Source organism: Mycobacterium sp. HUMS_12744610 (assembly GCF_041206865.1).
Lineage (GTDB): Bacteria > Actinomycetota > Actinomycetes > Mycobacteriales > Mycobacteriaceae > Mycobacterium > Mycobacterium servetii.
The window spans coordinates 916,464-939,700 of sequence record NZ_JBGEDP010000001.1 but is presented as its reverse complement, the minus strand read 5'-3'; the positions used below and the strand labels follow the sequence as shown (position 1 = coordinate 939,700).

13 protein-coding genes and 10 pseudogenes are annotated in these 23,237 nt (G+C 63.3%); 12 read left to right on the top strand and 11 right to left on the bottom strand.

Features of this window, described 5'->3' with window-relative positions; all coding sequences use genetic code 11:
• Positions 1-8: 8 nt before the first annotated feature.
• Positions 9-1,586: a flavin-containing monooxygenase gene (locus AB8998_RS04725; RefSeq protein WP_007168414.1), complete on the top strand. Its 1,578-nt coding sequence runs from the start codon at positions 9-11 to the stop codon at positions 1,584-1,586.
• Entirely contained in the window at positions 1,583-2,536 is a 954-nt protein-coding gene (locus AB8998_RS04720; protein WP_007168413.1) for an SDR family NAD(P)-dependent oxidoreductase, read from the top strand. The genes AB8998_RS04725 and AB8998_RS04720 overlap by 4 nt, the downstream gene beginning before the upstream one ends.
• A 12-nt stretch (positions 2,537-2,548) precedes the next feature.
• On the opposite strand, the gene AB8998_RS04715 is transcribed toward AB8998_RS04720, so the two are convergent.
• Positions 2,549-3,550, bottom strand: a complete 1,002-nt coding sequence (locus AB8998_RS04715; protein ID WP_369736900.1) for a transposase — start codon at positions 3,548-3,550, stop codon at positions 2,549-2,551.
• A gap of 117 nt (positions 3,551-3,667) precedes the next feature.
• Here AB8998_RS04715 and AB8998_RS04710 point away from each other — a divergent pair, with 117 nt between their 5' ends.
• Positions 3,668-4,903: an IS256 family transposase gene (locus tag AB8998_RS04710; protein ID WP_369741377.1), complete on the top strand. Its 1,236-nt coding sequence runs from the start codon at positions 3,668-3,670 to the stop codon at positions 4,901-4,903.
• A gap of 40 nt (positions 4,904-4,943) precedes the next feature.
• On the opposite strand, the pseudogene AB8998_RS04705 reads toward AB8998_RS04710, so the two are convergent.
• A pseudogene (locus tag AB8998_RS04705) lies at positions 4,944-5,621 on the bottom strand (transposase); the annotation flags it as partial.
• A gap of 333 nt (positions 5,622-5,954) precedes the next feature.
• Here AB8998_RS04705 and AB8998_RS04700 point away from each other — a divergent pair.
• The 3 pseudogenes from AB8998_RS04700 to otsB form a co-directional block, all read left to right on the top strand.
• A pseudogene (locus AB8998_RS04700) lies at positions 5,955-6,182 on the top strand (IS1595 family transposase); the annotation flags it as partial.
• 158 nt (positions 6,183-6,340) lie between these two features.
• Positions 6,341-7,679, top strand: a pseudogene (locus AB8998_RS04695) (wax ester/triacylglycerol synthase domain-containing protein).
• Between the two features lie 41 nt (positions 7,680-7,720).
• A pseudogene (gene otsB / locus AB8998_RS04690) lies at positions 7,721-8,880 on the top strand (trehalose-phosphatase).
• Positions 8,881-9,027: 147 nt separating this feature from the next.
• Here otsB and AB8998_RS04685 read toward each other — a convergent pair.
• The 3 genes from AB8998_RS04685 to AB8998_RS04675 form a co-directional block, all read right to left on the bottom strand.
• Positions 9,028-9,420: a type II toxin-antitoxin system VapC family toxin gene (locus AB8998_RS04685; protein ID WP_007168407.1), complete on the bottom strand. Its 393-nt coding sequence runs from the start codon at positions 9,418-9,420 to the stop codon at positions 9,028-9,030.
• On the bottom strand, positions 9,420-9,695 hold the full coding sequence (locus AB8998_RS04680; protein WP_007168406.1) for a type II toxin-antitoxin system Phd/YefM family antitoxin: 276 nt from the start codon (positions 9,693-9,695) through the stop codon (positions 9,420-9,422). The genes AB8998_RS04685 and AB8998_RS04680 overlap by 1 nt, the downstream gene beginning before the upstream one ends.
• Before the next feature lie 152 nt (positions 9,696-9,847).
• Positions 9,848-10,720 carry a MaoC/PaaZ C-terminal domain-containing protein gene (locus AB8998_RS04675; RefSeq protein WP_007168405.1) on the bottom strand — a complete coding sequence of 291 codons (873 nt, stop codon included), beginning with the start codon at positions 10,718-10,720 and terminating at the stop codon, positions 9,848-9,850.
• Positions 10,721-10,802: 82 nt separating this feature from the next.
• Here AB8998_RS04675 and AB8998_RS04670 point away from each other — a divergent pair.
• From AB8998_RS04670 to AB8998_RS31670, 5 genes and pseudogenes are all read left to right on the top strand, one after another.
• Positions 10,803-11,506, top strand: a pseudogene (locus AB8998_RS04670) (histidine phosphatase family protein).
• Between the two features lie 52 nt (positions 11,507-11,558).
• Positions 11,559-11,666 (top strand): annotated as a pseudogene (locus AB8998_RS04665) (NAD-dependent epimerase/dehydratase family protein); the annotation flags it as partial.
• The gene (locus tag AB8998_RS04660; RefSeq protein ID WP_019731991.1) at positions 11,645-12,289 is read left to right on the top strand and encodes an integrase catalytic domain-containing protein; all 645 of its coding nucleotides are present in this window, start codon (positions 11,645-11,647) and stop codon (positions 12,287-12,289) included. The pseudogene AB8998_RS04665 and the gene AB8998_RS04660, both read left to right, overlap by 22 nt.
• 171 nt (positions 12,290-12,460) lie before the next feature.
• Positions 12,461-13,621 (top strand): annotated as a pseudogene (locus AB8998_RS04655) (ISL3 family transposase); the annotation flags it as partial.
• Positions 13,622-13,641: 20 nt separating this feature from the next.
• Positions 13,642-13,875: pseudogene (locus AB8998_RS31670) on the top strand (transposase); the annotation flags it as partial.
• Between the two features lie 702 nt (positions 13,876-14,577).
• On the opposite strand, the gene AB8998_RS04645 reads toward AB8998_RS31670, so the two are convergent.
• From AB8998_RS04645 to AB8998_RS04620, 6 genes and pseudogenes are all read right to left on the bottom strand, one after another.
• Positions 14,578-15,720 (bottom strand): acyl-CoA dehydrogenase family protein, encoded by a 1,143-nt coding sequence (locus tag AB8998_RS04645; protein WP_033712837.1) that lies wholly within the window; start codon positions 15,718-15,720, stop codon positions 14,578-14,580.
• Positions 15,721-15,768: 48 nt separating this feature from the next.
• Positions 15,769-17,385: a long-chain fatty acid--CoA ligase gene (locus tag AB8998_RS04640; protein ID WP_139093763.1), complete on the bottom strand. Its 1,617-nt coding sequence runs from the start codon at positions 17,383-17,385 to the stop codon at positions 15,769-15,771.
• Between the two features lie 32 nt (positions 17,386-17,417).
• The gene (locus AB8998_RS04635; protein WP_007168400.1) at positions 17,418-18,074 is read right to left on the bottom strand and encodes a transglutaminase-like domain-containing protein; all 657 of its coding nucleotides are present in this window, start codon (positions 18,072-18,074) and stop codon (positions 17,418-17,420) included.
• A complete protein-coding gene (locus AB8998_RS04630) occupies positions 18,071-19,528 on the bottom strand; it encodes a cytochrome P450 (RefSeq protein WP_369736898.1) in 1,458 nt (485 codons plus the stop codon). The genes AB8998_RS04635 and AB8998_RS04630 overlap by 4 nt, the downstream gene beginning before the upstream one ends.
• 177 nt (positions 19,529-19,705) lie before the next feature.
• Positions 19,706-20,672, bottom strand: a pseudogene (locus tag AB8998_RS04625) (alpha/beta hydrolase).
• Positions 20,669-22,192: a flavin-containing monooxygenase gene (locus AB8998_RS04620; RefSeq protein ID WP_007168396.1), complete on the bottom strand. Its 1,524-nt coding sequence runs from the start codon at positions 22,190-22,192 to the stop codon at positions 20,669-20,671. The pseudogene AB8998_RS04625 and the gene AB8998_RS04620 overlap by 4 nt, the downstream one beginning before the upstream one ends.
• Before the next feature lie 103 nt (positions 22,193-22,295).
• On the opposite strand from AB8998_RS04620, the pseudogene AB8998_RS04615 reads away from it, so the two are divergent.
• Positions 22,296-23,223, top strand: a pseudogene (locus AB8998_RS04615) (IS5 family transposase).
• Positions 23,224-23,237: the final 14 nt, after the last annotated feature.

Sequence of the window (23,237 nt, the reverse complement as noted above, 5' to 3'; positions counted from 1 at the left end):
AGTTCAAGTTGAGTACAACGATCGACATCGAGCAGTTACCGACTGTCGAGCGTGTCACTCCAGACCATGAAGTCGTGATCGTCGGCGCTGGATTCGGCGGTATCGGTGCTGGTATCTCCTTGCAACGCAGAGGCATTCACGACTTCGTGATTGTCGACAAGTGGGATCAGGTGGGCGGCACCTGGCATGCGAACACTTATCCGGGTGTGGCGGTGGATATTCCCTCGTTTGTCTACAGCTTTTCCTACGAGCAGCGTGGTGATTGGTCGCGGATCTTCGCTCCGGGTTACGAGCTTCGCGATTACGCCAGCGACCTTGTGGACAAGTACGGCCTAGCTCAAAAGTTGCGGCTGAACACTACGATCACCTCGGCGGTGCTCGATGAGCGCAATAGCCTATGGCGATTGACTACCGACGCCGATCAGGAGATTACCGGCCGAAATGTAGTCATGGCGGTCGGTGGCCTCGAACGCCCGAAGATGCCTGATATCCCGGGTCTCGACGAGTTCGGGGGTGTGCTCATGCACACCGCACTCTGGGACCATGACGTGGCGCTGGCGGGCAAGCGCGTCGCGGTCATCGGCACTGGCGCAACGGCGCTGCAGGTCGTCCCGGCCATTGTCGACGAAGTCGAACATTTGACAGTCTTCCAACGAACACCGATATGGGTGTTCCCAAAACCTGACAAGGAGGTCACGTCCGCCATCCGGTGGGTTCTGGGGCGTAAGCGAATCCGTTCGGGTATCCGCCTGGTGGGAACCGTCGCAACCGAGGTCGGCATGGCCGGGATGTGGGTCGGTCCACAGTGGCTGACGAACGCGAGCCGCCGGATGCTTGAGGTTCCTACCCGCCGCTGGATGCGCCGCCAGATCGATGACCCGGTCGTTCGGGAGAAGCTGATCCCACGCTACGGGTTAGGCTGCAAGCGCCCGTCGATGTCAAACGACTACTTGCGTACCTTCAACCGCGACGACGTCAGCCTGGTCACCGATGCGATCGAGTGCATTACCAAGAAGGGGGTACGGACGGCGGACGGCGTGGAGCACGAGATCGACGTGTTGATCTGCGCGACCGGGTTCAAGCTGTGGGAGGCGGGCGCGGTGCCTCCCTTCCCCGTCATCGGGCGGGGCGGCGTCGATCTCGGGCGGTTCTGGAGTGAGCAGAGATACCAGTCGTACCAGGGTGTTTCGGTTCCCGGATTTCCGAACATGTTCTCAATCACCGGGCCCTACGGATTCGTGCTCGGCTCGTACTTGTGGATGATCGAAGCGACATCGGCTCACCTGAGCCGCGCCATAGCCGAAGCGAAGCGCCGCGGTGCAACGGTCTGCGAGATTCGTCAGGAAGCCCACGACGAGTATTTTCGGAAATGCCTGAAGCGCCAACAGAATAACTTCCTGTTCACTCCGGCGTGTGCGGGTTCGAACACCTACTACATTAATAACCAGGGCGATTCACCGTTTCGGCCGTCGACGCACGGCGAAATGTACTGGCAGAACCGCTATTACAACCTTGATGTCTACCGATACAGCAGGGGCGTTGCGGTTCTGGACGCAGCCGCGGCCATGACGAAGGAGAGCCTGTGAAGTTCAACCGATTGCGACCGCGCCTGGTGGTGGTCACCGGGGCTGGAAGCGGCATTGGCCGGGCGACAGCGATCAGGTTCGCTAAGCTCGGCGCCCACGTCGTGGTCTCCGACATCGATCTGGATGCGGCACAAGCGACCACCGCGATGATCCGCGGTTACGGCCTCGGCGCGTCGGCGGCGCAGTTGGACGTCACCGACCCCGACGCCTGGGCGGTGTTCGGTCGCGATGTGTTAGCCGATCACGGTTACACCGATGTATTGGTCAACAACGCAGGTATCTTGGTGGGCGGCCACTTTTTGCAGCTGAGTCCCTCGGATTGGGACCGCCAACTCGGTGTGAACCTAATGGGTGTCGTCCACGGATGTCGTGTGTTCGGCGCCCAGATGGTTGAGCGCGGCGGTGGCCACATCGTCAACATCGCGTCAGCGGCGGCGTTCACACCCACGCCGGTGATGGCGCCGTACTCGGTGTCCAAGGCGGGCGTGAAGATGCTGACCGAGTGCTTGCGGCTCGAACTCGGACCGAGAGGCATCGGCGTCAGCGCCGTGTGCCCGGGTGTGATCAACACCAACATCGCTGATCGCGCGATCGTAGTCGGCGTCGATCAGAACCTGATCGAACAAGGAAAGCAGTTCACGAAGAAGCTCCAGGAATTTAGCGAGAAGTTTAGGGTCTCGCCGATGAGCTCGGACCTCGTAGCTCGTGCCGTCGTACGTGCGGTACGGTTTGATTTGGCGGTCGTGCCGGTGCGCACCGAGGCCTGGCTGGGCTATTTCATGCTCCGTATCGCCCCTGGTGTCAACCGCCGTATGATGCAGCCATTCTCGGTGGACGCATTTCAGCGGCTGGGTGCTCGCCTGTCAAAGACAGTGGGTGCTGCGGACCAGGGTGAGCTTGCCGCCGGTGGAGCCGAGGCGGCGGCACCGGTCACCAGCACGGGAAAGTAGGGTGCGGGCTGATCAGCGGCCAATCGTAGGTGCTCTGCCGTCAATACGCCGTGCAGCTCGGGTGAAGGGGTTCCCCTGATTCCGTGGGGACTTGACTTGTAGTGATCTTGATTCCTGCTGCCCCCGGCTAGGTGCGTGGGTCGGTAACGGATTTGTCGGGTCGGCAGGTGGATTTGTCCTGGACGGAGGGCATCGGGCGGCGTTTTGTTGGCCTGGTGGTGTGATCGGGCGGGCCGCATTCCGCGGGATGGCGGATCGGTGGCCGTAACTCGCTGCGCACGACCCTTTCAGCCGGCCGCAGCCTGCGCTGCAATGTTGTAGTAGGAGGGTTCGCAGGTTGTGGCAGGCGGCGAGCAGGCGCCATTCGGCGCGGGCGTGATGGTGGCCGCGGAGCAGGAGTCGACTCGCCCCCTGGGTGGTCTTCATCTGCCCGAACACCGGCTCGACGATCACCTTGCGCCGCGAATATGCGGCCTTGCCCTTCTTGGTGCGAAGTTTGCGGGCCATCCGCGCCTTTGGTGTCGCATTTTTCGGTGTCCGTCCCCGTGGCGCGTCGGGAACCTGCTCGCCGTGGGCGAGCCGGCCGGTCGCGATCAGCGGATCGGTGCCCGCCTTGTGGGCGGCGTCGATGTTGTTCTCACTGAAGTAGCCGGCGTCGGCGAGCGTCTGACGCGGTGTGGTCGCGGTGTTGGTGATGGTCTGGGCGAGCAGCTCGCCGAATGCGGGGTTGTCGGCGCCGGATTCGGCGAAGTCGGTCGCAACGATCACCTGATGTTCTTCATCGACGACGGCCTGCGCGTTGTAACAGTAGTGGAAGCTGCCGTCGGCGGTCTTCATGATCTGGGCGTCAGGGTCGGTGAAGTTGCGCTGCGCCTTGGGCTTGACGGTCGCGCACTGTGCTGCCTGCTCGGCGGCCCGCGCGGCCGCGTCGTCATCATGGCCGGCGTTTTGCGCCCTTGCCCGGGCCTTGTCCGCGGCCTGGTCTTTGGCGTGTTGTTCCAGGGGGCGTGTCATTCCATCTGTGTAAGTCCGGGGTGGTCCATCATCGGACCGCCGTTGGGCGGACAGAAGGAGTGTTTTGTGACCAAGACCATGCAGATGCCGGCTGAGGAGACGACCGCGGCGCGGCGGCTGGCCGAGATGTTCACCGAAGAGACGCTGGACTCGTTGATTAAGGATGCGGTGAAGACCGGGACCCCGATCGACGGCGCGGACGGTTTGCTGAACCAGCTGACTAAGGCCGTGCTGGAGCGGGCGCTGAATGCGGAGCTAACCCACCATCTGGGCTATGAGGCCGGCGATCCGGCCGGACGCGGATCGGGAAATTCGCGCAACGGCACCACGCCGAAAACGGTGACCACCGTCAACGGCCCGGTGCAGATCGATGCGCCGCGTGATCGCAACGGCTCGTTTGAGCCGGCGATTGTGCCGAAGAAGACCCGCCGGCTCAACAACATCAATTCGGTGGTGTTGTCGCTGTATTCACGGGGAATGACCACCCGCGATATCGAAGCCCACCTGCAGGAGGTCTATGGGGCGTCGGTGTCGCGGGAGTTGATCTCCAATATCACCGAGGTGGTGGTCGATGAGATCAAGGCCTGGCAGGCCCGCCCGCTCGATGAGGTCTACCCGATCCTCTACATCGATGGGCTGCGGCTGCGGATCGGCGACAACGGGGTCATCACCACCAAGGTCGCCTATTTGGCCATTGGCGTGGATCTGGAGGGCCGCAAACACGCCTTGGGCTGCTGGATCCAGGACTCCGAGGGGGCGAAGTTCTGGCAGAAGGTCGTCATCGACCTGCGCAACCGCGGGGTGCGCGACATCCTCATCGCCTGCTGCGACGGGCTGACCGGTCTGCCTGATGCGATCCGCTCGATCTATCCCGATACCGTGGTGCAGACCTGCGTCGTGCACGTCATTAGGAATGCGATGCGCTTCGTGTCTTATAAGGACCGCAAGAAGGTCGCCACCGCGATGCGGGCGATCTACAGTGCGCCGACCGTCGATGGAGCCGAACTCGCACTCAAGGAGTTCGACCAGCAATTCGGCGCCCAATATCCGGGTGCAATTGACGTGTGGCACAACGCCTGGGGGGAATTCGTTCCGTTCCTGGACTATCCGGTGGAGTTGCGCAAGATCGTCTACACCACCAATGCGATCGAGTCGATCAACTTCCAGTTGCGCAAGATCACCAAGAACCGTGGTCATTTCACGGACAAGGACGCCGCGATGAAGTTGCTGTACCTCGGGCTGCGCAACATCTCCAGCGAGAGAGGAGGCTATTCGGGTACTGGAACGCACAACTGGACTGTGGCGCTCAACACACTCGCCAGACTATTCCCTGGGCGAATCCCATTGTGCTAGAATACAACTCGTAGTCAAATCACCTCTGACTTACACAGAAATCGTGACAGGCTCGTTCCAGGTCGGCCTTGGCCTTGCGGATCTTGGCCAGCCGGCTCTCACGGCGGGCCAATTCGCCCTGCAGGTCACCGCCACGATTGTCCGGACCGTGGGCCTGGTCCTCGTCGATATCGACGCGTTCGGCCTCCCGCATGATCTGCTCGACCTGGGTTTGCAGGGCCGGCTCCGCCTCGCACATCCGGTCATAGCTCATCGCCTTGTGACGGGAGGCATTGGCCTTGACCTTGGTGCCATCGAGGGCCACCCGGCCCATCGTGACCATGCCCGCCTGCTGGCACAGGGTCAGCGCCTGCAGGAACAGGGCTTCCAGCGCGGCGAGGTGACGGCGCCGAAAGCGGGCGATGGAGCGAAAGTCCGGTGCGGTGTTGGCGGCCAGGTACCGAAACGCCACATCGTCATGGCAACGGGCTTCGATCTTGCGAGATGAACGAACCCCGCTGGTGTACCCGTAGAGCAGCAGCTTGAGCATCAGCCGCGGGTGATACGGCGGAAAGCCCCGGGCCTCGCTGTAGGAGGCGAAAAACACTGCCAGATCAAGCACCTCATCGACCAACTCGGACACAAACAACGCCAGATGATCGTCAGGCAACCAATCCCGCAACGACGGCGGCATCAAAAACGACTGATCCTGGTCATAGGCCCGAAACGTCTTGTCCACCGAAACCTCGCCCGGTGACGATGACGAGCGAGGCCGCGCGGACTCGGTCTCAAACAGCTGATCCTGGGCCGTCATCAAATCCATGGACACAGTTTTCCCGACCATCCACGTCGCCATCAGCGTGACACACCAACAACTCGTGGATACCGACCCACGCACCTAGGTGAGCGGGGGGGTAGGGCGCAGAGCGCGCTACCTGAGCAGAAGCGCGGCGAGCTGCTTCACGTGGGTGCGTCCGCGGTCGCCGTCTTCGAGTGCTTCGAGCCAGCGAGCAGGGATGGATTCAACGCCGTCGCGGGCGCCGACGATCGCTCCTGTCATGGCCGCTACACCCGCGTGGAACGCGAGCACCTGCAGTACTACCTCGACGAGTTCACCTTCAGATTCAATCGCCGCAGGTCAAAAGCCCGCGGAATGCTCTTCTACCGACTCCTGCAACAAAGCGTCAACACCGATCCCCACCCACTAGCCGACCTCATCGGCGCCGCCGAAGGCCAAGAGCAAACTCTGCGAGCAACTGCTAAACCACTGCCCGGCAGTACTTTTGACGAATTTTTTTAAGCAAACGAGTCCACTTAAGCAGATAAGCAATAAGTATGTTCGACTTAGGCGAGCTGTTTAACGGGTCTAAACACATTCTTAACGCTCCTGGCCTACCGCCCCGGAGGTCCCGCGCAAATACTGGTACAAGTGCGAGAAACGAGGGGCGGGGACTGCGCATGGCGCAAGCGATAACACTGGATACGGCGTACCTGAGAGCTCAAGATCCCGATCAGTACGCCAGCCTGGTGATCGGCGCGGTCGCCATCGTCGATGGTGGCGTCCCCGATTACGCACTGCTGAAACAGCTGCTGGCGGAACGGATTCAGTCGATACCGCGCTGCACACAGGTGCTGCGGACGCAGAGCTTCGAGTGGATCGACTGTCCCGGATTCGACCTGGCCCATCATGTGCGCTGGGTGGCGATTCCGCGCCCGGGCGACGACGCCCAGCTGTCCGGCGCGATCGCCCACGCCCTGGAGCGTCCCCTCGACCTGGACCGTCCGCCGTGGGAGTGCTGGGTGATCGAGGGCCTGAAAGGCGGCCGGTGGGCAATCTTGATGAAGATCCACCACGGCTTGGCCGACGGGAACTCAGCCGCCCACCTGCTCACCCGGCTTTGCGACGACGCCGACCACGATGCATTCGCGAACGGTGTTGGCGACAAACATGATTCGCCGCCGCAGGCCTCGAAGCGCGGCTGGCCCCTGGAGTGGGCTGGGGCACTCGCCGGCAACTTCGTCGGGGCGATCTGGCCGACGGCACGGCCCTCGGTCGACCCGGTCCTGCGGCGCTACAGCACGGTGCGCGTCCCGATTGCCGACGTCGAGTGCGTGTGCCGCAAATTCGGTGTGACCGTCAACGATGTCGCGCTGGCGGCCATCACCGAGGGCTTCCGAAGGGTTCTGCTACGCCGCGGCGAAGAACCGCGGGCGGACTCGCTGCGCACCCTGGTGCCGATGCCGGTACGTTCGGCACTACTGCCATACCTGCCCGTCGAGCATGACGACCCGGTCCAGCAATTGCGGACCGTGCACAGCCGGTGGAAAGCGCAGCACGCCGACAAATCTCCGCCCGGTATCGTGGAGTCTGCGATCAATTGTCTGCCAACTATGCTGCGCGGCAACCTCATACAACTGTTACCCAGGCTCCCGCAGCGCGGCCTCGTAACGCTGGCGAACCACGCGCCCGGGCCTCGCCATCAGCTGCGGCTGATGGGCCAGACGATGGAGCGCCTGCTGCCGATCCCCCCGATCGCCTTGCAGCTGAGCACCGGGGTCGCGATGCTCAGCTACGGCGACGAATTGGTATTCGGGCATCACCGCCGAATACGACGCCACGGCCGACGTCAAGCAGCTGGCAGCCGGTATCGAGCTGGGCATGGCACGGATGGTGGCGCTCAGCCAGGATTCGGTGTTGCTGTTCAGCAAGGACCGCCGGCGCACGCGCGCGGCGCGCGCGTTTCCGGGCCAGGCGCAGCGGCCGCGACCGTCGGCACCCACGCCGGCACGTCACTGACCCGCTCTCACCGGCGTTGAACACCGTGAGAAGGTTGGTCAATGCCGGTCACCATCGACCCGCGCCGCCATGACGCGGTGCTGTTCGACACCGCGTTGGACCGCACCCAGGCGCTGACCCGGCGATTGCGCGAAGCCGGCGTCGACACCGGCGTCTTCGCGTCGAACGGTAACGTCCGCGACACCCTGAGTGAGGCAGCAGACAAGCTGTCGGTCCGCCCGGGGCGATGCGCCGTCCTTACCGACAACGCGGCTTGCGTCCAGGCCGCGCGCGACGGCGGATTCGCGTTGGTCATCGGCCCCGACCGAACAGGGCAAAGTGACGCCCTGCGGCGCGTCGGCGCCGACGCCGTGGTCGGCGATCTGGATGAGGTCGCCGTGCGCACCGGGGACCACCGGATGTCCCAGCTACCCGATGCTGTGCAGGCCCTCGGTGCCCTCACCGACCGGAGGCCGGCCATATGTTCTTCGACTTCGACGGCACGCTGTCGGACATCGTCGACGATCCCGCCGCGGCCCGGCCCGTCGCCGCCGCGGTCGAGGCGCTGCGGAAGCTGGCCGCGCAATGCCCGGTCGCGGTTCTGTCCGGCCGCGACCTCGCCGACGTGTCACAGCGCCTCGGTGTGCCCGGGATCTGGTATGCCGGCAGCCACGGTTTCGAGCTGACCGCACCCGACGGCACACACCACCAGAACGACGCCGCGGCGGCGGCCACACCGGTGCTCGAACAGGCCGCCGCCGAGCTGCGCGACCGGCTCGACTCGATCCCCGGAGTTATGATGGAGCACAAGCGATTTGGCGTTGCGGTCCACTACCGCAACGCCGCGCGGGACCGCGTGGGCGAGGTTGCCGCGGCGGTGCGCGCGGCGGGCCGGCGGGACGGACTTCGGGTGACGACGGGTCGCGAAGTCATCGAGCTGCGTCCGGACATGGACTGGGACAAGGGAAAGACGCTTCGCTGGGTGATCGATCACCTGCGCGAGGCCGACGCGCGTCCGCTGGTGCCCATCTATCTCGGCGACGACATCACCGACGAGGACGCGTTCGACGCGGTCCGCGATGATGGTATCCCGATCCTGGTGCGACACAGCGAAGACGGCGACCGCGCCACCGCCGCGCTGTTTGCGTTGGACAGTCCCGCGCGCGCCGCCGAGTTCACCGAAAGGTTGGCACAGCGGTTAAGTGACGCCCGCGTAAATTAGCGACGGCAACGGTTCTAACGGCGCTCAGGGTGCCAACATTCGAGTGATCCAGCACGACGGTGTCCCCATTCGGCGGTGGCACGAGGTTGGCGCGACATGCCGGGACATGAAGCGTTGGCCGCCTCACGCGCCACCCTAGGTAGCCGATCAAGACGGGGCAATCACTGCCATGCCGAGCGCCTCGGCGGCGTCGCGCATGCGGTCGTCGTAAGTGCACAACCGGCCAAGATCCATGCCGAGCCGCTGGGCAGTCGCCAGGTGAATTGCATCGAGGGTGCGTAGCTCGATTGGCAGCAGCCCACCAGCAAGATCGAGCAATCGGTTGTCGATGCGTAGTAGGTCTAGGCTCGCGAGCGCCCGGCGTCCGGCTCTTCGGGCTGATTCACCCTTGTGGAGCAGAGCCCGCATGACCTCCGTCCGCGCAAGGGCACTCGACACCCGCGGCAGCCGGGTGCGAAGGTAGCGACGCAGCGCATCCGACTCTGGCTCACGAACTGCAAGCTTGACGATTGCGGACGAGTCCAGGTAGATGGCCGCCATCAACGCTCGTGCTCACGCAGGCGCGCAAGCGTCACGGACGGCAGCTCGATACCCGTTTTGAGTCGGACCGGCTCGGGAAGGTCATCAAAGTCAAGCGTCGCACGTTCGATCCCGCCGCTTGCCAGCATCTGCTGGTACGGACCGCCCTCCGGCATCGGCGAGAGAAGGGCGATAGGCCGACCACGGTCGGTGATCTCGATCGTCTCGCCGGCCTCGACCCGACGGAGGAGTTCGCTGGCCCGCTGCCGCAGCTCACGAACGCCCACCGTAGACATGTGCTAACTGTAGCACATAGCTGTTTAGCTTAGCGCCCGAGCGATCCCCCCGAAGCCCGCCGAATGCGGGACAGGTCATGGCTGGACGGCAGGCCAGGCGCACCAGTGAACGCCTGCGCGCCGGGGCGACGTACCGGGTTCTAAGCCATCGGCTAGGCCTCCGCGTACTCCACCGCGCCGTCGTCCAACACGATCCGCGCGTTCGCGCTTTCGGCGCCACAAGCCTCCGTCCGAAACACCGCCTTGCCCGGTTCCGTCCGCCAGATCAGCGTGGTCAGCGTCTCCCCTGGAAACACCGGCGAGGTGAATCGCGCCGCTATCGACGTGACGTTGGCGGCCACGCCCTTGCCCAGCTCGGCGACCAGCGCGCGGCCCGACACCCCGTAGGTGCACAGCCCGTGCAGGATCGGCTTCGGGAAACCGGCCATGTCCCTGGCGAACCACGGGTCGCTGTGCAGCGGGTTGCGGTCACCGGAGAGCCGATAGATCAGCGCCTGGTCCGCACGGGTGGGCAGCGCGATCCGGGCATCGGGCTCGCGGTCGGGAAACTCCGGCGCGATCGGCCGCTGACCCGGCACTCCCCCGAACCCGCCCTCGCCCCGGATGACCAACGTGGTGAGTGTCTCGGCGATCAGCTCCCCCGAGTCGGGGTCGGTGCCGCGGCCGCGCAGCACGATGATCGCGTTCTTGCCCTCGCCCTTGTCCTGGATGTCCGCGACCTCGGAGACCACGGACAGCTTGCCCGCCGGCGGCAGCGGTGCGTGCAGCCGGATGCCCTGCGACCCGTGTAAAAGCATGGCCCAGTTGAACTTTCCGATCTTGCCCGCCGCACCGAACGCCGGGCAGCAGATCACCGCATAGGTGGGCAGCACCTGCTGGGTGATGTCGTGGCTGTTTTCGGTGGTGAACGATAGGTCGTCAGTTCCGGCGCCGACACCGAGCGCGTAGAGCAGCGTCTCCCGGTCCGTCCATTCGAACAGCATCGGCTCCGTCGTCGCACCGACGGCACTCGGGTCAATCGCCATACGAGTCTCCCTTCAAGCTTTTCTGCCACCCAACCATCGCAAACCCTTCCCACCGGCACCGTCGGCGGGGCAGGCTATCGCCATGCGCAATCCCAGCTTGATCAGGAAGGCCTCAAAAGCGGTAGCCGTGCTGGCCGCAACGGTAATCGTCGGCGCCTGCGGCGGGTCACCGCAGGCCCACAGCATCACCGTGACGTTCGTCCGGCACGCGGAGTCCGAGACCAACGCCAGCGGCGTCATCGACACCGACGTGCCGGGCCCGGGCCTGACCCCGGAGGGCAAGGGGCAGGCCGAACAGGTCGCGCACCAACTCGCCCACAACAAGTACGACGCCGTCTACGCCTCCACCATGGTGCGAACGCAACAGACCGCCGCGCCGTTGGCCGCCGAACTCGGCAAGCAAGTCGAGGTGCTGCAAGGCATCCAAGAGATCAACGCCGGCTGGTACGAGGGCAAGCCCGTCTCGATGGCCCCCTCGACGTACCGGCGGACTGGCTCAACGGCGACGTCGGAGACCGCATCCCCGGGTCGATCACCGGCAAGGAGTTCAACGACTGGTTCACCGCGGCCGTGCAGAAGATCTACAACAGCGGCCACAACCAACCGGTGGTGTTCTCGCATCTGTACGCCATCGAGTACTGGACGCTGATGAACACGAAGAACGCCAAGGACAGCCTGGCGACCAGTCATCCGCTGCCCAACGTCGGCCGCGTGGTGATCACCGGAAACCCGATGACCGGCTGGACGCTGGTGGACTGGGACGGCATCCGCAACTTCGCCGGCTGATGCCTGGACAGCATGGTTGACGTGCGCGGTGTGACCCGCCACGATGGCTTGCATGCGCTATGTCGTTACCGGCGGTACCGGGTTTATTGGTCGCCGCGTCGTACCTCGCCTGCTGGAAACCCGGCCGGACGCGCAGGTGTGGACCGCTACAGCCCGCAGGTGCGTGCCGAGCTGTTGGCGATGAGCAGCGCGACGATCGACCGCTACCTGCGTGCGGTCAAGGCGCGCGACCAGATCAAGGGGAAATCGACCACCAAGGCCTCCCCGTTGCTGCGGTCTTCGATCAAGATCCGCAAGGCAACCGACGAGGTCGAGGGATCTCCGGGGTTCTTCGAAGGCGACACCGTCGCGCACTGCGGTCCAACCCTCAAAGGCGAGTTCGCCCGGACCGTCAACCTCACCGATATGCATATCGGTTGGGTCTTCACCCGCACCGAACGCAACAACGCCCACACTCACATCCTCGGCGCCCTCAAAGCCGGTGTCCATGAAATACCTTACGAGGTAACCGGTTTGGACTTCGACAACGGAACCGAATTCCTCAACAAGGCCGTCATCAAGTGGGCTGCGCAGATGGAGATCTTCTTCACCAGGTCGCGGCCGTACAAGAAGAACGATCAGGCCACAATCGAGTCCAAGAACAACCACCTCGTCCGCAAGTATGGGTTCTACTACCGCTATGACACCGACGAGGAACGTGCGGTGCTCAACCGGCTCTGGAGGCTGGTCAACGACCGGCTCAACTACCTGACGCCCACCATCAAACCGGCTCTGCGGAAATGAGCGTGCAGCAGTGGTTGGCGGATATCCGCGGTGGGGGTTCGTGTCGTTGAGCTGAGGTGGGGCCTCGGTGGGTGACGATTCAGGTTCCTACACGCCGCTTCACCAACACCACCGAGGTGACCCTTGCCTGAGGCTACTGCCTGCCCGCCGTCTGTTGTTGCCGACACGATCATGCGCACCATCGAGTTGGGGGTGACGATCACCGACGCCGCGGTCGACGAGAAGACGACGACGATCTTCTGCAGGCCGGTGGCCTGTGACGCCAGGTGTCCGGACTGCGGCCGGGAGGGCCGCTACCGCGACACTGTGACTCGGCCGTTGACGGATCTGCCGGTGGCCGGCTACCCGCTGGTGCTGCAGGGTGCCCTACCTCGCTACCGCTGCACAACGCCAGCGTGTGGGCGGGCAGTGTTCAACCAGGATCTGGGCAAGTTGGCGGCCCCGCGCTCATCGACGACGCGGCGCTGTGCCCGGTATGTATTGCGGCGGTTGATGATCGACCGCACCACCATTTCGGCGATCGCCGCCGAACTCGGGGTGTCCTGGCATACTGTCAGCTCCATCGCGATGCGTGCGACCGCCGGCCTGATCGCCACAACCGGGCCGGATCGGCTGGCCGGGGTGACGGTGATCGGTGTCGATGAGCATCGCTGGGCGCCTCGGCGTCGCGGCACAGAGGGGTTCGTCACGCTGATCATCGACCTCACGCCTACCCACGACCAGACCGGCCCGGCACGCCTGCTCGACCTGGTCGAAGGACGCTCAGCGACCGCACTGGCCACGTGGTTGGCCGCCCAACCCACCGACTTTGCCCGGGCCGTGGAGGTCATTGCGATGGACGGGTTCGCCGGCTACAAGACCGCCGCCACCGAGGTCATCCCGGACGCGGTCACCGTGATGGACCCCTTCCACGTTGTGGCTTTGGCCGGGACCAAGCTCGACCTGATCCGCCAACGCATCCAGCAGCAGACCCTGGGTCGGCGCGGACACACCGGTGACCCGCTCTATGGGATCCGGCGCATCGCCCGAACCCGCCTGCAGCTGCTCTCCCCACGCCAATACACCCGGCTGACCGAGGTGCTCGACGGCGACGACCATCTCGCCGTCAAGGTCGCCTGGCTGATCTATCAGAAGATCATCGCCGCCTACGCCGACCCGAACCGACGTCACGGCAAGAAGGCAATGACCAGGCTGATCGAGTCGATACGGCGCGGCGTACCCGCCGGATTGGAGGAGATCGCCCAACTCGGCCGCACGCTATCGCGCCGCCGCGCCGACATCCTGGCCTTCTTCGACCACCACGTCTCCAACGGACCCACCGAGGCCATCAACGGCCGCCTGGAAGTCGGCGCGGCGTACCCGCCGGATTGGAGGAGATCGCCCAACTCGGCCGCACGCTATCGCGCCGCCGCGCCGACATCCTGGCCTTCTTCGACCACCACGTCTCCAACGGACCCACCGAGGCCATCAACGGCCGCCTGGAAGCATTGCGCCGCAACGCCCTCGGATTCCGCAACCTCACCCACTACCGTTGGCGCTCACTACTACACAGCGGAGCACTCCACCAACTTGTCAATGCACTCTGAATTACGAAGAGCCATCAAACCCATCGGCTACGGCGCTGGCCGCGACGGCCAGCGCCGCCGCCTCTACGACGAGCCCATGACCCCACTGGACCGGCTGCTGGCAGCCGGGGTCCTCTCGCCAGCCCAAGAATCGGAGCTGCTTGCCTACCGCGACACCCTGAACCCCGCCGCGATCGCACGCCAGATCGCCGATCTACAAGCCGCCCTGCTCAGACTCGCCAAGAACAAGACCGAACACCTCTACCTCGCCGCCATCCCCACCGCCCTACCCGAGGTCAGATCCGGCATCCGCATCCAGAACAAGACCGCCAGTTGACCTCGTTTTCGCGGGCATTCCTTACGTGATGCATGGATCAGGTTTCGCGGGCAACTTGACGTGATGCATCACGCCCCCGACGCAGCATGTGAGAAGTTTCCTTACTGGAATCAAGATCGCCGAGGTCGGCAACGTGGGCTGACGGCGTTGCCGGATTCCGGGATTCACGTCGTGAGAACGAATCGTGGCGAGAGGACAGCTGCAGCCGGACACTCCTCGTCCGCGAATAAGCCCTGAGGCCAGGGGGAACCGCGGGAGCTTGACGGATCCGCCGTGTCCGCCGATACGGCACCGGGATGGCTTTTGTCTGCAGTGGAGCTTGCCTGTCTCGAATAGCAGATCCTCATCTGCGTTGATACACCGGGCGTTCGGTCGTCGCTATCTTGTCAAAGCGACCTCGAAATAATCTCTTTCATTATTTCGTTAGACCCCGCGTAGATTTTCTGTACTCGCTGATCAACCCAGAGACGCGAAATCGGATACTCCGTCATGTATCCGTACCCGCCGTGCAGCTGCAGGCAGTCGTCGAGGACTTTCATCGCCCGTTCCGTCGTCCACCATTTGGCCATCGCGACAGTTTGCACGTCGAGCTTACCGTCGAGATGCAGACAGATGCAGTGGTCGAGGAACACTCGCGCAATCCTTGTTTCGGTGGCGGCTTCAGCGAGGGTGAACTTGGTATTTTGGAACCCGAAGATCGTTCGCCCGAATGCTTCTCGTTGGCGCGTGTATTCGATCGTCTGGTGCAAGGCCAATTCCATGGCGGCAACCGCTCCGACCGCGACGATAAGTCGCTCCTGCGGCAGTTGCGTCATCAGCTGAAAGAAGCCTTGCCCCTCGGTGTCGCCTAGCAGATGCGTCTTGGGGACGCGCACGCCGTCGAAAAACAATTCAGATGTGTCCTGACCGCGCTGACCTATTTTGCTGAGGACTCGTCCTCTCCGGAACCCGGGGCGATCGGCTTCCACGACGATCAGCGAGATACCGCTGGCGCCTTGGGTATGGTCGGTCTTGGCCACGACGACGACGAGATCGGCTTGCTGACCATTGGTGATGAACGTCTTCGAGCCGGTGATGACGTACTCGTCCCCATCGAGGACGGCGCGCGTCTTCACGCTTTGAAGGTCAGATCCGGTTCCAGCCTCCGTCATCGCAATGGCACCGATCAATTCGCCCGACGCCATCTTGGGCAACCACTGCCTTTTCAGGTCTTCCCGTGCGTAGTGCAGGATGTAGTGTGCGACGATGCCGCTGTGCAGGCCGGCGCCCCACGAACTGTCCCCGATTCGAGCTTGCTCTTCGAGCAGAACTGCTTCGTGCGCGAACGTCCCGCCGCCGCCGCCGTATTCGACCGGCATCGACATGCACAGCAGGCCCAGCTCGCCTGCTCGTTCCCACACCGCCCGGTCGACATGGTGTTGCTCGGCGAAGCGCTCTGAGTGGGGTGCAATCTCAGTGGCAACGAACTTTGCGGCGAGATCACGAAGCGCTTCCAATTCCGGGCTGAGCCAAGGTGAGGCGACTGTCATGGTGTCCTTTCGGTTAGGTGCTGCTGACGACGTTGGCGGCTTTTCGGGTTAGCCGCAGTACACGACCTGGTATTCGCCGGCGCCGTGGCGTGCTCTCAGCAATTTTTTGTCGTATTTGCCCACACTGGTTCGGGGAACCTCAGCAATGAACGCCCAGCGCTCCGGGATCCACCACTTGGCGACCGCGCCGTCCAGGAAGACCCGCAATTCGTTGATATCCAAGCTGGTTTCGGTCTTCGTGACGATCAACGCCAAGGGTCTTTCCTGCCACTTCTCGTCGGGCACGCCGATCACCACCGCCTCATGCACGGCTGGATGGGCAACGAGCGCATTCTCCAAGTCGACCGAGGAAATCCATTCGCCACCTGACTTAATGACGTCTTTTACCCGGTCGGTAAGCGTAAGGTAGCCGTGTTGATCGATGCGACCCACGTCGCCGGTGCGCAGCCATCCTTCGTCGAGCTTGTCGGAGTCGTTGTCGCCGAAGTACGAGCCGGTGACCCACGGTCCGCGGGCCTGGATCTCGCCGATAGACCGTCCGTCCCAGGGCAGGGTACGGCCATCGTCGCCACGCAGCCTAATCTCGACACCGCAGACGGGACGACCCTGACAAGCGCGTAGCTCCCATTGGCGCTCGCCGTTGGTCCCCTTCGGCGCGCGCGCCACGGTTGCCAGCGGCGAGGTTTCGGTCATCCCCCAGGCCTGCAGGATCGGGACACCGAATTCACTCTCGAAGTGCTCCATCAGTGACCTTGGAACGGCCGACCCGCCGCAGGCGACCAGGCGTAGCGACGAAATATCGTGCTCCGGTTCGGATTCCAGGAAATGCTGCACGTCATTCCAGATCGTCGGTACCGCACCGGCCACGGTCGGCTGCGTGTCCTCGATGATGGCAACCAACGGTGCCGCCTGCAGGTATCGGTCGGGCAGCACGAGGTCGGCTCCACACATCAGCGCGGAATAGATCAGCCCCCATGCGTTCGCGTGAAACATCGGGACGATCGCCAAGACGCGGTCTTCTTCACCGATGGACAGCACGTTGGGTGTGCAGCCAGTCAGCGAGTGCAAATAGGTGGAACGATGACTGTAGACAACACCTTTCGGGTTTCCGGTAGTGCCGCTGGTGTAGCACATCGCCGCGGCCGACCTCTCATCGAGCTCTGGCCAGTCGAATTCGCCGTCTTGATCAGCAAGCAGGTCCTCGTAGCGCAGCACGTTTTTACCGCTGGCCAGCAGCGGCTCCAGGTCGCCGTCGCCCGCTGCGATCACGGTGTGCACCGACGACATCGTCGGCAGTGCCTTCGCTAGAAGCGGTGCCACAGAGACGTCCGCGATGATGACCTTGTCGTCGGCGTGATCTGAAATGTAGCCAAGTTGTTCTGCGGTGAGTCGAAGGTTGAGGGTGTGAAGCACCGCGCCCATCGACGGCACCTCACAGTAGGCTTCCAGGTGTTCCTGATTGCTCCATTGGAAGGTGGCCACGCGCTGATCGTCAGTTATGCCCAGACTCCGTAGTGCGTTGGCCAACTGGCTGATTCGTCGCTTGAGCGCACCGTAGGTCGTTGTGCGGTAGCCCGATCCGGTCGGCGTGACGACTTGGCTGTCAGCGTGGATGGATGTCGCGTGCCTGACGATCGAGGCTACGGTCAAGGGGATATCCTGCATGGTGCTTTGCACAGGCACAATCCTTCAAACTGCTAGTTGGTGAATGAGTCCGGCACTGGAGGAGGTTCGTAGATGAGTTCGCCGTAATTGTCGCGCAGCGCGTCGATGATTTCCGTGAGGGGAAGGTCGTCGAAAACACCACGGTCATGGAGGTATTCCAGGTGTTGAGAGCCGTCGCCTGTGTAGGCGTGCAACATGGCGTCTCGCTGACCGTCGAATTCGATGGGAGCGACGCGGAAGCGCGCGCATAACTCGCGGTTGAATGCCGGTGTGGCCTTGACCCACCGACCATTCAGCAGTATTTGACTGTAGCCGTGGTAGACGAAAACGTCCGAACCACCCATCCGTTCACGGAGACTCGCGGTCTGTAGATGGTTGCGGACGTCGGCGAAACCCAACCGCGCCGGAATCCCCGCGGCGCGACATGCAGCCGTCAAGAGCACCGCCTTGGGGACACAGTAGGCGCGCTCGGCGACGGCGACCGCGCTGGCTCGGTACTGGCGCGGGTCGTCGGAGACGGAATACGGGTCGTACCAGATCGAATCACGGACAGCGGTGAAGATGCGGCACGCCTTATCGACGGAATCGGTGGCGTTGCGTGTCGCCGATTCGGTGAACTGCTGCACGGCATCGTGTTTCCAGTCGAGGAATTCGGTGGCTGCGAGGAACCGCGCAAATTCTGTCTTCATCGGCGGCGCAGCGTGATCGGTAACCCGTCGACCGGGATCGGCAGCGATGTGTTGTCCCAGCGGATGCGGTAGTCGGTGTCGAGGCCGAAGGTGAACGTGCGCAGCATCTGGTGCAGGATCGCTTTGACCTCGAGGGTGCCGAAGTGCATGCCGATGCATTTGTGCGCGCCACCGCCGAAGGGCAGCCACGCGAAGCGGTGAGCTTGGTCCTCGCGGCGCGGGTCGTCGAAACGTAAGGGGTCGAAGCGATCCGGGTTATGCCAGACTTCGCGGACGAAATGGTTGACGGCGGGAGTGATCGCCACAAGCGTGTCGCGGGGAATGTAGTGGCCGTCTATTGCGGTGTCTTGCACTGTTTTGCGCATGACTAGCGGGACCGGCGCCACGAGTCTCATGGATTCCTTGATCACCAGATCGAGCGACCTGAGCGCTTCCAAATCGTCGATCTCTGGTGATCGGTCGCCGAGAGCATCGCTTTCGGCGCGAACCCGATCTTGCCATTCTGGATGCTTTGCCAGGTAATAAGTTACCGCGGTGGTGGTGATCGTCGATGTGTCGTGAGCGGCCATCATCAGAAAAATCATGTGGTTGATGACATCGGAGTCACTGAAACGTTGTCCGTCTTCGGTGCTGGCATGGCACAGCGCCGAGAACAGGTCATTGCTGTTGCCGGCCCGGGCGGCCGGCAAGTGCCGGGCGAAGTATTCCTCGAGCACCCGTCGGCCGCGGATCCCGGCGCGATAGCGGGTGCCGGGAAGCGGCGCGCGGACGAGTGAGCTGGCCGCGCGTACCGTAGCGACGAACGCCTGGTTAATGGCGTCGCTGCTGTCTTTGCCTCGGCCACCCATGAACACATCGGTGGCGATGTCGAGGGTCAGGTTTTTCAACAGCGGGTACATGCGGACGGACGGGCCGGTCGGCCACGTGGGCAGGGTTGCGCGGACGCAAGGGGTCACTTGGGTGACGTAGCCGGCCAGTCGCGGCCGCGTGAAGGCCTCCTGCATGATGCGCCGGTGCATGAGGTGTTCGTCAAAGCTCATCAGCATCAATCCGCGGTGGAAGAACGCGTCGATGAGAAAGGCCCAGCCGTCTTGCGAGAACGCCTTTGCGTTGGTGGTGAGCGCCTCCTGGGTAGCTTGGGGGCCCGCGATGACCGCCATTTTGGTGCCGAACGCTCCCATCCACGAGACAGATCCGAACCGTTCGTAGCGCTCTCTGCCCAGGTCGGACCCAAACCGGATGTAGTCGAGGGTGTGCCCGACCAAGGGGAGCCCGGCATCACCGAGAACCGGTCGCAGTCCGCTTCCGGCCGGGGGCGCGGCTAGTTCACGCACTGGCCACCGCCGACTCCACCGGCGAAGTCCGTCGTCCACCCGTTGCGGCGCGGGAATCAAGATGACCGAAGATAACCGTTCCCGGGCTTTATCGACGGGTGCGTGTAGCGGGTTAACCATTGTCGCTCCCCGGCCTGTGGTCGTCGTGGGATGGAGGATCGACCAGCTGTTTACAGTTGGGCCACCAATGTTAATAGTTATACATAATTGCCCTGTTTGTCAAACGGGTCCTTCGCGGTGGGGCGTGACAAAAGCGGTTGCTGCGCGCTAGCCGCCTGCCTGCGTTCGGCCCGTGCGTCAAGGAAACGTGTCTTCGGCCCTGTCTGTGAGAAACGCTCCGCTGAGGTGCAAAGCGTGACGCGCCTCGGGCAAGAGTCGAAACAGGGCTTGGAACACGTGAATCTGGCCGCGAAACACCTGAAGCCGCACGGATGCTCCTGCGGCGCGCATGCGCTCGGCGAGTTGACGGGAGTCGTCGAGCAGCATCTCCCTTCCACCGACCTGGATCAATGTCGGCGGCAAGCCGGTGAGATCTGCGGCGAGGACATTGACGCGGGGGTCGGTCGGGTGGGCATCGCCTACATAGAGGCTGAGCGCACGCGTTGCGGACCGGGCCGATGCGAAAGGATCGCGGCGGCGAGTTTCACGTGCCATCGCCAGCTGGCACGTCAGATCGACGACGGGGGACATGAGTAACATGCCATCGGGCGGCGGGGAGCGATGTGCGAGCGCGCCCAACGAGGTCGCGACGGCGAGTTGGCCGCCCGCCGAATCTCCCGCGATCGCCACCGTGCGGTTTGACGCCGATTCTTCAGAGCCGGTCAACCACCGGTAGGCCCTCAGTGCGTCGTCGGCGGCCGCGGGATACGGGTATCGCGGAGCCAGGCGGTAGCGGACGGCGAACACCGGCCTGAGCGACGCGGCAGACAGTTCGCCTAGCAGACCACGATGGGTCTGCGGGGAGCACATGGAAAAGGCGCCGCCGTGGATATAGAGAATCGGCGGCCCGTCCGGGTCGACGTCCGGGGCAACGATCCAGTCGCCTCTCACCCGATCGCCAGCAAAGACGGTGTCGACCTGTTCAACTCGCAATCCGCGCCGCGGGCGGGACGCAATGAGCGCCGCCCGAAGCACCCGGTCCATTACCGCGAGCCCGTACTGGTTAGACGGTAGTGCTTGCGTCAGGGCGCAGGATCCCGCGGGCCGACGTCGCGATGAGATAACTTGCCGTGCTCGGATGCTGTTCCGAGTAAAGGGTTGTCACGATGAGCTAAGTACCTTTTCAGTGGTGCGCCGCTCGAACGAATAGTCACCAAGGTCGAAGGTGCGACTACGCCAGAAAGATTCGAGGGTGGTCGTCGGGCGTAGCGGTACGTCGCCGTGTTTGTCGAAGTAGTAACTATTGGCGGTTGCGCAGCTGGGTTGCCAAAAGACTTGGCGGTGGCGGCGTTTGAGCATTTCGGCGAAGAAGCGGTCGTTGGCTTGCCGGGTTATTTCGACGTAGTTGGCGTGCCGGGACCGCGCATGGTGAAGGCATCGCACGATGTGCCTGGTCTGGGCTTCAATGAGCGTGAAGTACGAGGAACCGTTGTATCCATAGGGTCCGAAGATGGAGAAGTGGTTGGGGAATCCGGGCACGCTGACGCCTTCGTACGCTTGGAGCCGATTCTCGTCCCACCACTTGGCTTGATCGAGTCCACCGATCCCCCTGAGCGAATAGGTCGGCATGTTCTCCGGTTCCATCACTTTGAAGCCTGTGGCGAGGATGAGGACGTCGATCTCGTGCGATCGGCCGTCGACGGTGTGGACGGCGGCGGCATCGAAGTGGCTTATCGGACTGGTCTCGAGGTGGACGTTGTCTCGGTTGAATGTGGCCAGGTACTCGTTGTGAAAGCTTGGGCGCTTACACCCGAGCGCGTAACGGGGGGTCAGTTTTTGACGGACGGCGGGGTCGGTCACCTGGCTGCGCATGTACCGCAACGCGGCACGCTCGATGAGTGACGCCAAGGGAATGGCGGTGTGGAAGTGAGCGGCGACAGGGAACGTGACTTCGACGAAGGTTTGACTCGCTGCGCGCGCCGCGAGTTGTCCGCCGGGAGCGTATTTGAGGAACCCTCTTGCCAGCCGCGGCACCGGGAAGTCCAGTTTCGGCAGGCACCAGATCGGTGTGCGCTGGAACACGGTCAGCGCCTTGACGTCTTTCGCGATTGCCGGGATCAACTGCACTGCCGACGCGCCCGTTCCGATGACAGCCACCCTCTTGCCGGCGATGTCTTCGTTGTGGTCCCAGCGGGATGTATGCATGGTGATCCCGCCGAAATCATCGACACCGGAGATATCCGGCCGCTTGGGGCGTGTCAGGACGCCCGAGGCGTTGATCACGAAGCGCGCGGATAGGTCCTGTCCTGCGGCCGTGTGCAAGCGCCACAGGGTCGCGTCCTCATCGAACCAAGCTTCAGTCACCTTGACGGCGAAGCGGATTCGTGGGCTAAGACCGTACTTGTGCGCGCAGTGTCTTGCGTAGTCCTTCAACTCGTTGCCGTGCGCATACGTCCGCGACCATGACGACCGTTTTTCGAAGGAGAATTGGTAGCTGTACGACGGAATGTCGACGGCGATGCCCGGATAGGTGTTCCAATGCCACGTTCCGCCTACGTCGTCTGCCTCATCGACAATAAGAAAGTCCGAAAAGCCGGCTTTCAGGAGTTTTATCCCCATTCCGATCCCGGAGAATCCTGCACCGATCACGATGATTTCGAAGCGGTGCTTATCGCTGTGGTCCATACCGTCCTTCTGGCTTATCTGGGGGCTGATGCCAGGCACCTGTCGCCGACTGCCTAGGGCGTGTCTCCCAATTTTTCGACTGTTGACCAGCCAGGATTGGCTGGTGACGCGGATTGGTGTGATTTCTGACGAGTTCTGGGCGGTGGTTGAGCCGTTGATGCCTTCGCATGAGGGCAAGCGGGGCCGGAGGTTTGGTGATCACCGGTTGATTTTGGAGGGGATTGCCTGGCGGTTTCGCACGGGATGCCCGTGGCGGGACCTGCCCGCTGATTTCGGGCCATGGAAAACGGTGTGGAAGCGTCATCACCGATGGTCGCTGGATGGCACCTATGACGTGATGTTTGCTCAGGTGGCGCACGCCTTCGGGTTCGACGCCGAGATGGCCGGCGATATCGAGAAGCTGTTGTCGGTGGATTCGACGAACGTACGGGCGCATCAACATTCGGCGGGTGCCCGGTCGGACACGCTGGCAAAAGGGGGCCCTGTCGAATTACAAGAAATCCGCCGATGAACCCGACGACCATGCAATTGGGCGTTCGCGAGGCGGGCTGACCACCAAGATCCACACCCTGACCGATCAGCGCGAAGCTGTTGTCGCGGTCCGGTTGACCGCTGGCCAGGCCGGCGACAATCCGCAGTTGCTGCCTTTGCTCGACGACTACGACCACGCCTGCGCTGAGCACGGTGTGACCGGTGGCGACTTCCGATTGCTCGCCGACAAGGCGTATTCACACCCGAGCACGCGCACCGAATTACGTTCCCGAAGAATCAAGCACACGATTCCCGAACGCAAAGACCAGATCGCCCGGCGCAAGGCCAAGGGATCGGCCGGGGGTCGCCCACCGGCGTTCGACGCCGAGCTCTACGGTCTGCGCAACACCGTCGAACGAGGCTACAACCGGCTCAAGCAATGGCGCGGTATCGCGACCCGCTACGACAAATACGCCCTGACCTACCTCGGCGGTGTCCTATTGGCCTGCGCCGTAATCCATTCCCGCGTCGGAAACAACCAATTGGGAGACACGCCCTAGCCGGAGCCAGTCGC

Bases quoted from the DNA above. Each gene is read 5' to 3' on its own strand.
- AB8998_RS04715 (WP_369736900.1), bottom strand. From the start codon at position 3,550: ATGACACGCCCCCTGGAACAACACGCCAAAGACCAGGCCGCGGACAAG.
- AB8998_RS04685 (WP_007168407.1), bottom strand. From the start codon at position 9,420: ATGGCGGCCATCTACCTGGACTCGTCCGCAATCGTCAAGCTTGCAGTT.
- AB8998_RS04680 (WP_007168406.1), bottom strand. From the start codon at position 9,695: ATGTCTACGGTGGGCGTTCGTGAGCTGCGGCAGCGGGCCAGCGAACTC.
- AB8998_RS04675 (WP_007168405.1), bottom strand. From the start codon at position 10,720: ATGGCGATTGACCCGAGTGCCGTCGGTGCGACGACGGAGCCGATGCTG.
- AB8998_RS04645 (WP_033712837.1), bottom strand. From the start codon at position 15,720: ATGACAGTCGCCTCACCTTGGCTCAGCCCGGAATTGGAAGCGCTTCGT.
- AB8998_RS04640 (WP_139093763.1), bottom strand. From the start codon at position 17,385: ATGCAGGATATCCCCTTGACCGTAGCCTCGATCGTCAGGCACGCGACA.
- AB8998_RS04635 (WP_007168400.1), bottom strand. From the start codon at position 18,074: ATGAAGACAGAATTTGCGCGGTTCCTCGCAGCCACCGAATTCCTCGAC.
- AB8998_RS04630 (WP_369736898.1), bottom strand. From the start codon at position 19,528: ATGGTTAACCCGCTACACGCACCCGTCGATAAAGCCCGGGAACGGTTA.
- AB8998_RS04620 (WP_007168396.1), bottom strand. From the start codon at position 22,192: ATGGACCACAGCGATAAGCACCGCTTCGAAATCATCGTGATCGGTGCA.